This window comes from Tardiphaga sp., from assembly GCF_044340795.1.
GTDB lineage: Bacteria > Pseudomonadota > Alphaproteobacteria > Rhizobiales > Xanthobacteraceae > Tardiphaga.
This window is the reverse complement of record NZ_JBIISY010000276.1, coordinates 1-7387: the sequence shown is the minus strand read 5'-3', so window position 1 is coordinate 7387 and position 7387 is coordinate 1. Positions and strand designations below refer to the sequence as shown.

The following is a 7387-nucleotide window of genomic DNA, read 5'->3' as shown; positions in this document are numbered from 1 at the left end:
GCAGGATGCACGAGAGGGTTATCGAAGCCCGTCCTTTGGACCTTCCCCCTTCCGCTCCGCCCAGAGTGCTCCGGAGAGTGCTAGCGATAAGACACTGGGGCATCATCGAGGACGTGGTGCGTCTGAACGCGTGCCTGCGCTGTACAGTGACGTTTATTCAGGCTGAAGACCCGGCGCAAGCTGGCATTTGTGGACTCGTTACCTACCCCGCTTGCGCGGAGCTTTTTTTCTGCCAAGAGGAACAGGGCAGTAAGCGCCTAATTGATGGATGAGCGGCATGTCCTCCGCTTGTTGGGTTGGCTCGTCGTTCCGTGTGGATGAACGGCGAGCCTGTCCCCACCGCCACTTCAGTCAAAGATTCACGGGCCCGAAATTTCCTTGGAACGTGGATAGCCGCCTTGCTCCTTGAAACGTAGCGAATGGAACAGAAGCTGGTCAGACGAGACCCGTCATGGCTTGAGTCGAGACCGCGCGACGCGTCATAGGTCTTCTGCAACGCTCACCACTGTGGCCAAACGAAAAGGGGCGTCGCGCGACGCTACGCGGCACCCCTTCCCTATTCTCGCTGAGCCCGGACGCCGAGGCCTTCCGCATGCTCGCTCGCAAATCCTGCGGATCGCTTAGCGGGTTGCCTCAGCGAGGCGACAGCGCATGGAAATAGACACTGGACCACCTCCTTTCGTTGTTGCCGATAGCCCAGATATAGTTCACCGTCACGGAATGACAAGGGACGCCAGCATGGCAGCTCGCAGCACTGAATGTCCGTCCGGCATGGTCGACCGTTAGACTGGAAGTCGGTCACGAATATAGCGCGATGTCGGCGTCAGTTTGAGGCCGCGAGGCCGCCGCCATTCCGCCCGATCTAGTTCCTTCTTGTCGCCGATCTTCAGCTTCCCGGACGATTTCTTGGCAACAAAGATGGCGTCGCTCATTTTCCGGCCTGACGTTTTGTTTCTTGTCGTCGCTTTTTTCCAAAGCGAGATGCCGCCCACCTTCAGCATTGGAAGCTCTTCCGCGATTTCTCGTCGCAAGCATTGTTTAGCGTTTTCGTCGCGGCGTTTCCTGCCGCCCGGGAACATCCAGAGGCCATCTTTCTTGCGACGGACCAAGAGAACCTTTCCGCCCTTTATGACGACAAGTTTCGAGGATTTAGCCATCTTCCGAGCCCTGCATTGCGCTGTCGCGAACGTCATATCCGGTTTCGTTGATCGAACAAAGTCGTCCAGCTCGGACTCGTATCCAGAGGGCTTCTGTGATGGGACACGGGCCCTTCACTCGCCCGCCAGTGTCGCACGAACGGATGACCGAGCTTCCTGTTCCCGTAGCCGGCGGGATCGACGACTTCGCTTGGCCCATGCACGTCGTCGGGCTGAAAGCGCGAGGCTGGATCCGGCACGCACAGCCCGTCGGATAGTTCGAACTGATACCGCGTGCCGGCCGCGGCCAATGCCGTCGGGAACCGGTGCCAGCCGTCCTTTGCGGCCTGCATCGGCATGGGCGCGCGCCCCTCGACAACCAGCGACACGGCGGTCTGATGCGGCGCCCAGAGGCTGAAGCCGACGCTCTTGCCTGAGATGCGCGGGCCGAATTGAGGGTGCAAGGCGTTCATGTTTTCCCGATCCAATGACGCTCACAGAACCGCGACCCATCCGCCTCGTTCCACCTTTTTCATGGCGTAGCAGGCACCGCCCGAACCAGACGCGATCGAGCATGTTCATGCCACGCAGTCCTGGGAGATGTTCATGCCGCGCCTCGCAATCGCAAGTCGGTCCATCGATGGCTTACGAGACGCTGACGCCTGGTCGTTGCTGGAGACCGAGATATTGCCGGCTTATCTGCAAAAGCAGCGCTGGTTCGCGTCCAAGGATGCAAGGCTCGAGGCTGTCCGGATTGCGCAGGCTATCTCGGTTGCCAATGATGAGCGATCGCTGCTTCTCATCATCCAGGTGTCGACATCCGGCGATACGGTTGACTATCAGTGTCCCATCACGCTGCTGTGGGACAGGGTGCCGGACGCAAAGAGCATCGTCGCCGAAGTCACGTCCGGATCCCATCAGGGATGGCTGGTCGATGCCTATTCAAATGATGTCTTTGTTCGACACCTGCTGGCATTGCCACTGGCGGATACGCAGGCCACTCCGCAACTCGGCTTTCGACCGAGCGAAAGCTTTGATGCCCAAGACCTGAGCGAGGCAACCATCGTCCGGACCGGCGCGGAGCAATCCAACACGTCGATCCTGATCGGTCCGGCGATCCTGAAGGCCTATCGCCGGTTGGCCGGCGGCATCCACCCGGAGCAGGAGATCGGCGCGTTCCTCACCCAGGCGTCGTTCAAAGGTACGCCCTCCCTGCTCGGCACCATCGAACTGCGAGCCGCCGACGGCCCGCCCGTCACCCTCGGCATTGTGCAGGCGCGCGTCGAAGGGGCTACGGACGGTTGGGGATATGTTACCGACCGCCTCGGCCGGCTGGGCGGTGCCGAGCCCGGCGCGCTCGTAGACCTGCAGCGCCTCGCCGACCGCCTTGGCGCCTGTACGGCGGGGATGCATCTTGCCTTGTCGCAGGAAACGTCCCACGCGGACCTTGCTCCGGCGCCTCTTTCAGGCGCCTGGATCAAGGCATGGTCAGAGGACGTGGCCGCTTCGGCCGATGCGATTTTGGCGCGGATTGATCAACAGCCGCCCAGCGGGCAGCAACAGTGGCCGACGCTTGTCCAGGTCAGGTCCTTCATTGCCGCCCAATCGATCGATGCGCCTTCCTTCAGCGCCATCCGCATCCATGGGGACTACCATCTGGGTCAGGTCCTGGTGACCGAAACCGATATTTTCATCGTTGATTTCGAGGGCGAGCCGATGCGCCCCCTCGCGGAGCGCCGGCGGAAAAGCGTCGCGCTGCGGGACATCGCCGGCATGCTGCGCTCATTCGACTATGCCTCGGCCAGCGCCAATGTCTCCGGCGAGACCACCGTTGCAGCCGCTATCTCCGAGGTCCGGCAGCGATTTCTTCGGGGCTATCTCCCCCTCGCCCGGTCCAGCGCCTGCTTTCCTGCCGATATCGTACAGGCCAACAAGGTCCTGATGCTGGGCTTGGTCGAGAAGGCGCTCTACGAGATCCGTTACGAGCTCAACAACCGCCCGGACTGGCTCGTCATCCCTCTGCAGGGTCTCAAAAACCTGATCGAGACGCCTGACCTCTATGCGTTCGAAGCCGGATGAAACGAGCGGGATCCGTCGCACGGGAACACGTAACGGGATGATCCGTTTGGCGTCGGGATGCCTCGCATCCCTATCCGTCAAGCTGTATAAACTTCATGCATCCTATCTATCACTCCTTCCTCCGATCGCCGGTGTTGGCATGAGCGACACCTATGACTGCGTCGTCATCGGCGGCGGCCCTGCAGGCTTGATGGCGGCGATCTACCTCGCGCGGTTCAGGCGCACGGTCATGTTGTTCGATGCCGGATCAGGCCGCGCGGCCACGATCCCGCGCAGCCACAATGTTCCAGGCTTCGTCGATGGGCTCTCAGGACAAGGCTTGCTCTATCGTATGTTTGAACAGACCCGCTTGCTGAACGTCCCGGCCCGCAGCGAAAAAGTCGTCAGCTTGACGAAAACACGCGAGATCTTTCGGATTGCTTCGGAGGGCGCGGCGGTCGAGGCTCGGAGCGTGGTGATGGCAACTGGCATCGTCGATCGCAGTCCGGTTTTTGACGGATGGCGCGAAGCCATCCGCGACAATCTGCTGGGCTTCTGCCCGGTCTGCGATGCTTTCGAGGCGCGGCACAAGCGTATCGCCGTTGTCGGCCCGTCTGCCAGCGTTGCAGGCAAAGCGTTGTTCCTGCGCGCTTATTCCAGCGATGTGTCTGTCATCGTCCAGGATACGCGCGATCCCGAGCTTGATGACAAAATGTCCGTTATCGGGGTCCAGGTGCACTATGTCACCCGTCTGGATCTACGGCGTGATACCAACCGGTTGCGGATCGCGGATGTACCGGGCGACAATGGCTATGACATTGTCTATCCCGCCATGGGCGCCGATGCGCGGTCCGACCTGGCTGTCGCCCTTGGTGCGGATCACAAAGCCGATGGCAGCCTGAGGGTCGATGACAGCCAGCGTACATCGGTCGAGGGATTATATGCGATCGGCGACGTCGTGACCGACATCCACCAGATTTCGGTCGCCTCTGGCCACGCCGCGGTCGCCACCTGCACGATCAACACGGCGCTGCCGCGCCGGCTGCAGGATTGAATGCGCCTGCTCCTTGTTGCGCCAGAACAAATCGCCAAGCTGAATCAGCAGACCTTCAAGCTGGTCGTGCCGCGGCGATAACCGAGAATTCCGGCAGTCGTCATGTTGCGCGATCGGGCAGCCATAAACGGAGGTCATCGTCGGACCGTCCTGAAGCCGCGCTCGCCCTGCGTCGCTAGAGCGGCCTCTGCGTCGAGGAGTCCCTCACGCCATCTGCGAGCTAGACCGTCGGGCGAAAAGTTGAAAGACTTCTCGGGGCCCGGTTCGGTCGGCCCCGATCTGTAGCTCATGTAAGTCACGCGGTCGCTCGGAGCGAACTCGGGATGCCTGAGCGACCGCAACTCCAACTGCAACTGGAGCCGAAGGTACGTCTGATTGGCAAACATGAGATCGGTCTTCCGTTCAGCTGCCCGCTCGAGGGAGGCCGGGATGACGCCGTCCCGAGCGAACAGATCAACGACGTACAGATCGATCGGGAAGTCGGAGGCGAGAAGGAGATCGAAGGGTGTGTTGACCGAGAGACCTCCATCGACAAGGACCCGGCCGCCGATCTCGACCGGCGCGAACTCCGGCAAGAAGCCGCAGCTTGCCAGAAAATGATCGATTCCGAGTTTCTCGGCAGCGGTGTCGAAGATTACGGGGTCGCCCGTGGCCAGATCCGTAGCGGCGATCGAAACCCTCACCGTTCCTGCGTTCAGTCTCTCGAAGTCAACCAGTTCAACCAGCCGCCTCCGCATTTCGCCGAGGTCGTACAGGCTTTTGAAACCGGTCATCGTCGGCAGGCGGGGATAGAAATGCCGGGCATTGCCGAGGACGTGACTGCGGGCGACATTAGTCCACGCGCGGAAGTGCGCCCAAGGGTCGGCGTCGGGCATCTGAGCCGCGCCGGAGATGCCCCAGAACGACGCCAGGCGGCGCATAGCGTTTTCAGGCTCCCCACCGGCAACCAGCGCGGCGGTCACCGCACCCGCGGACGACCCGGAGACCCAGTCCACCTTCACATTGTTCGCGAGGAACGCTTCGATCACGCCTGCATGATACGACGCCAATGCCAGCCCGCCGGCGAATGAGATGCCGCAGACCGGAGTTTTCGTGCCATCACGACACTGCACGTTGTCTCCTTCCGCTTCTTCACGACCATTGGTCGGCGAGGTGGCGCTATCGAATTCCGATACCGAACGTGATCGTCAGAGGCCTCGATGAGAGGCTAAGGTTTGACCGGAAGAATCGCATCCAACGCGAGTTGCCATCTTTCAACAAGATCAGCTCGCCATCGAGCGTAAACCGGTCTCTCGGTGCGCGAGAACCGCTCGTCCAATTTCCGGAAAATAACGCTGGAGAGCCTGCCCGGACTTTAAAACCATAACAGAGGCCTTTCCTTGACGCGCAATCAGGTAACTGAACCGGTCCCACTTGGGTTCGTCCTGCCATTCACTTCCAACAGGAACGGATGGGACTGACAGAGCCCCATCGGCTCAGGCAGACCATTCGACTGTGTGGTAGCTTTCACTCTCCTTGGCATCAGCTCAGTGTCAGACTCTGTTATGACCAAAATGGACGCATTCTGTCTGCCCAATATCCCCCAACGATCTCCGGCGCGACTTCGTCAGATATCAGTTGCCTGCTCGGCGATGCGGCGGCACCGCTATGGCGTCAAAATGTTCAGCGAGATTGTTTAACGCAGCCCGCATCAGCGGCCCCGACATGGCAGCGCCGTGTCCCGTAACCACAATCTCTGGCGCCAGCAGCGCCAAACTGACCACGGAGCGCTGCGCGCTCTCCCAATCGGGCGTAAAGTATGCTGGGGGTCCATGCATCTCAGGCGCTTGGGTCACCGCCGCATAAATCGACTCTTGCCGCGTCGTGACGAATGCATCGCCTGCAATTAAAAAGGCATCGCTCTGGCGCCACAGTGAGACGTGACCGGGTGAGTGACCCGGGGTGTGAATCCACCGCCAGCCCTGCATATGCGGCACGGAATTATCGGCCGGCAGTCCGTGAAGGTGACCGGTGAGATCCAGTGGACCGGTCGGAAACAACGGAGAGATCATCGCGATTAGCCCGCCACCCACGGAGGGGTCAGGCGCTTCGTACGGCCGCGAGCCGTTCAAATATGGATGCTCAGCCGAATGGGCATAGACCGGCACGCGCCATTCGCGGGCGAGCGCTGCGACGCTGCCGACGTGATCGAAATGGCCATGCGTCAGAATGATGGCGGCCGGCTTGCCGGTCTCGCCGAATCGGGCCCGTGCCGTCGACTTGATAATCTCGGCGGCACCGACCACTCCCGTGTCGATAAGCAGCCAGCGGCCATCGCCGCAACCCGGTAACCCGACAAAGATGACATTGACGATCGCCAACTGCTTGTACGCGACGTCCTTGACGATTTCGTGGACGCCATCGTTCCGGGCGTCGTCCTGCGATGCCCGCTCAGCCTTTGCGCTCTCAGGCAGATCGACCTGCGGTTTCATTGTCTCGGCATTCCAGCGTTTGATTAGTTCGCAACACAATCGGCGTTTCCGAGTTCCCGCGGGCAGTAGTCTTATAGCGCGCCGTCGGTGACCGGCTGAGTTCACGGCGCCCCTGAGCTGCCGCGACTTACCAAATCGAAAAACGTTCTATCCTTCATCGATCAACTTCACCGAAAACAATATCGAGCGATCCGAGGATCGCGGATACGTCAGGAAGAAGATGGCCTCGGCAGAGAAAGTCCATGGCCGCTAGATGAGCGAAACCGGGCGCCCGTGCATGACATTTATACGGCTTGTTCGACCCGTCCGAGACTAGAAAGACACCGAACTCTCCTTTGGGCGCCTCGACCGCGACGTAGACCTCGCCCGCAGGCACGTGGAATCCTTCGGTATAGAGCTTGAAGTGGTGGATTAAGGCTTCCATGGACCGCTTCATCTCGGCACGCCGCGGCGGCACGATTTTATTGTCCTGAAGCATGACCTCCCCGCCGCCATCCGGTGACCTGAGCCGCGCAATGCACTGCTTCATAATTCCCACGGACTGACGCATCTCCTCCATCCGGATCAGATAGCGATCGAAACAGTCGCCGTTCTTTCCGATGGGTATGTCGAAGTCGAGCTCGGCGTAGCATTCGTAGGGCTGCGACTTGCGAAGGTCCCAGGCTGCC

6 protein-coding genes and 1 pseudogene are annotated in these 7387 nt (G+C 60.6%); 2 read left to right on the top strand and 5 right to left on the bottom strand.

Annotated features, from left to right (window positions below; translation table 11 throughout):
- Positions 1 to 782 precede the first annotated feature (782 nt).
- Both ACIQ17_RS28530 and ACIQ17_RS28525 read right to left on the bottom strand, forming a co-directional pair.
- Positions 783 to 1157, bottom strand: a complete 375-nt coding sequence (locus ACIQ17_RS28530; RefSeq protein WP_398472777.1) for an NUDIX hydrolase — start codon at positions 1155 to 1157, stop codon at positions 783 to 785.
- A gap of 32 nt (positions 1158 to 1189) precedes the next feature.
- On the bottom strand, positions 1190 to 1609 hold the full coding sequence (locus tag ACIQ17_RS28525) for a hypothetical protein (protein ID WP_398472775.1): 420 nt from the start codon (positions 1607 to 1609) through the stop codon (positions 1190 to 1192).
- Positions 1610 to 1742: 133 nt separating this feature from the next.
- On the opposite strand from ACIQ17_RS28525, the gene ACIQ17_RS28520 reads away from it, so the two are divergent.
- Both ACIQ17_RS28520 and ACIQ17_RS28515 read left to right on the top strand, forming a co-directional pair.
- Entirely contained in the window at positions 1743 to 3215 is a 1473-nt protein-coding gene (locus tag ACIQ17_RS28520) for a phosphotransferase (RefSeq protein WP_398472774.1), read from the top strand.
- Between the two features lie 139 nt (positions 3216 to 3354).
- Entirely contained in the window at positions 3355 to 4248 is an 894-nt protein-coding gene (locus ACIQ17_RS28515; RefSeq protein ID WP_398472772.1) for an NAD(P)/FAD-dependent oxidoreductase, read from the top strand.
- A 134-nt stretch (positions 4249 to 4382) separates the two neighbouring features.
- Here ACIQ17_RS28515 and ACIQ17_RS28510 read toward each other — a convergent pair whose 3' ends face one another.
- The 3 genes and pseudogenes from ACIQ17_RS28510 to ACIQ17_RS28500 form a co-directional block, all read right to left on the bottom strand.
- A complete protein-coding gene (locus ACIQ17_RS28510) occupies positions 4383 to 5360 on the bottom strand; it encodes a patatin-like phospholipase family protein (protein WP_398472771.1) in 978 nt (325 codons plus the stop codon).
- A gap of 501 nt (positions 5361 to 5861) precedes the next feature.
- On the bottom strand, positions 5862 to 6719 hold the full coding sequence (locus ACIQ17_RS28505) for an MBL fold metallo-hydrolase (RefSeq protein ID WP_398472770.1): 858 nt from the start codon (positions 6717 to 6719) through the stop codon (positions 5862 to 5864).
- Between the two features lie 154 nt (positions 6720 to 6873).
- Positions 6874 to 7387: pseudogene (locus tag ACIQ17_RS28500) on the bottom strand (NADH-quinone oxidoreductase subunit D); the annotation flags it as partial.

Bases quoted from the DNA above. Each gene is read 5' to 3' on its own strand.
- ACIQ17_RS28530 (WP_398472777.1), bottom strand. From the start codon at position 1,157: ATGGCTAAATCCTCGAAACTTGTCGTCATAAAGGGCGGAAAGGTTCTC.
- ACIQ17_RS28525 (WP_398472775.1), bottom strand. From the start codon at position 1,609: ATGAACGCCTTGCACCCTCAATTCGGCCCGCGCATCTCAGGCAAGAGC.
- ACIQ17_RS28520 (WP_398472774.1), top strand. From the start codon at position 1,743: ATGCCGCGCCTCGCAATCGCAAGTCGGTCCATCGATGGCTTACGAGAC.
- ACIQ17_RS28515 (WP_398472772.1), top strand. From the start codon at position 3,355: ATGAGCGACACCTATGACTGCGTCGTCATCGGCGGCGGCCCTGCAGGC.
- ACIQ17_RS28505 (WP_398472770.1), bottom strand. From the start codon at position 6,719: ATGAAACCGCAGGTCGATCTGCCTGAGAGCGCAAAGGCTGAGCGGGCA.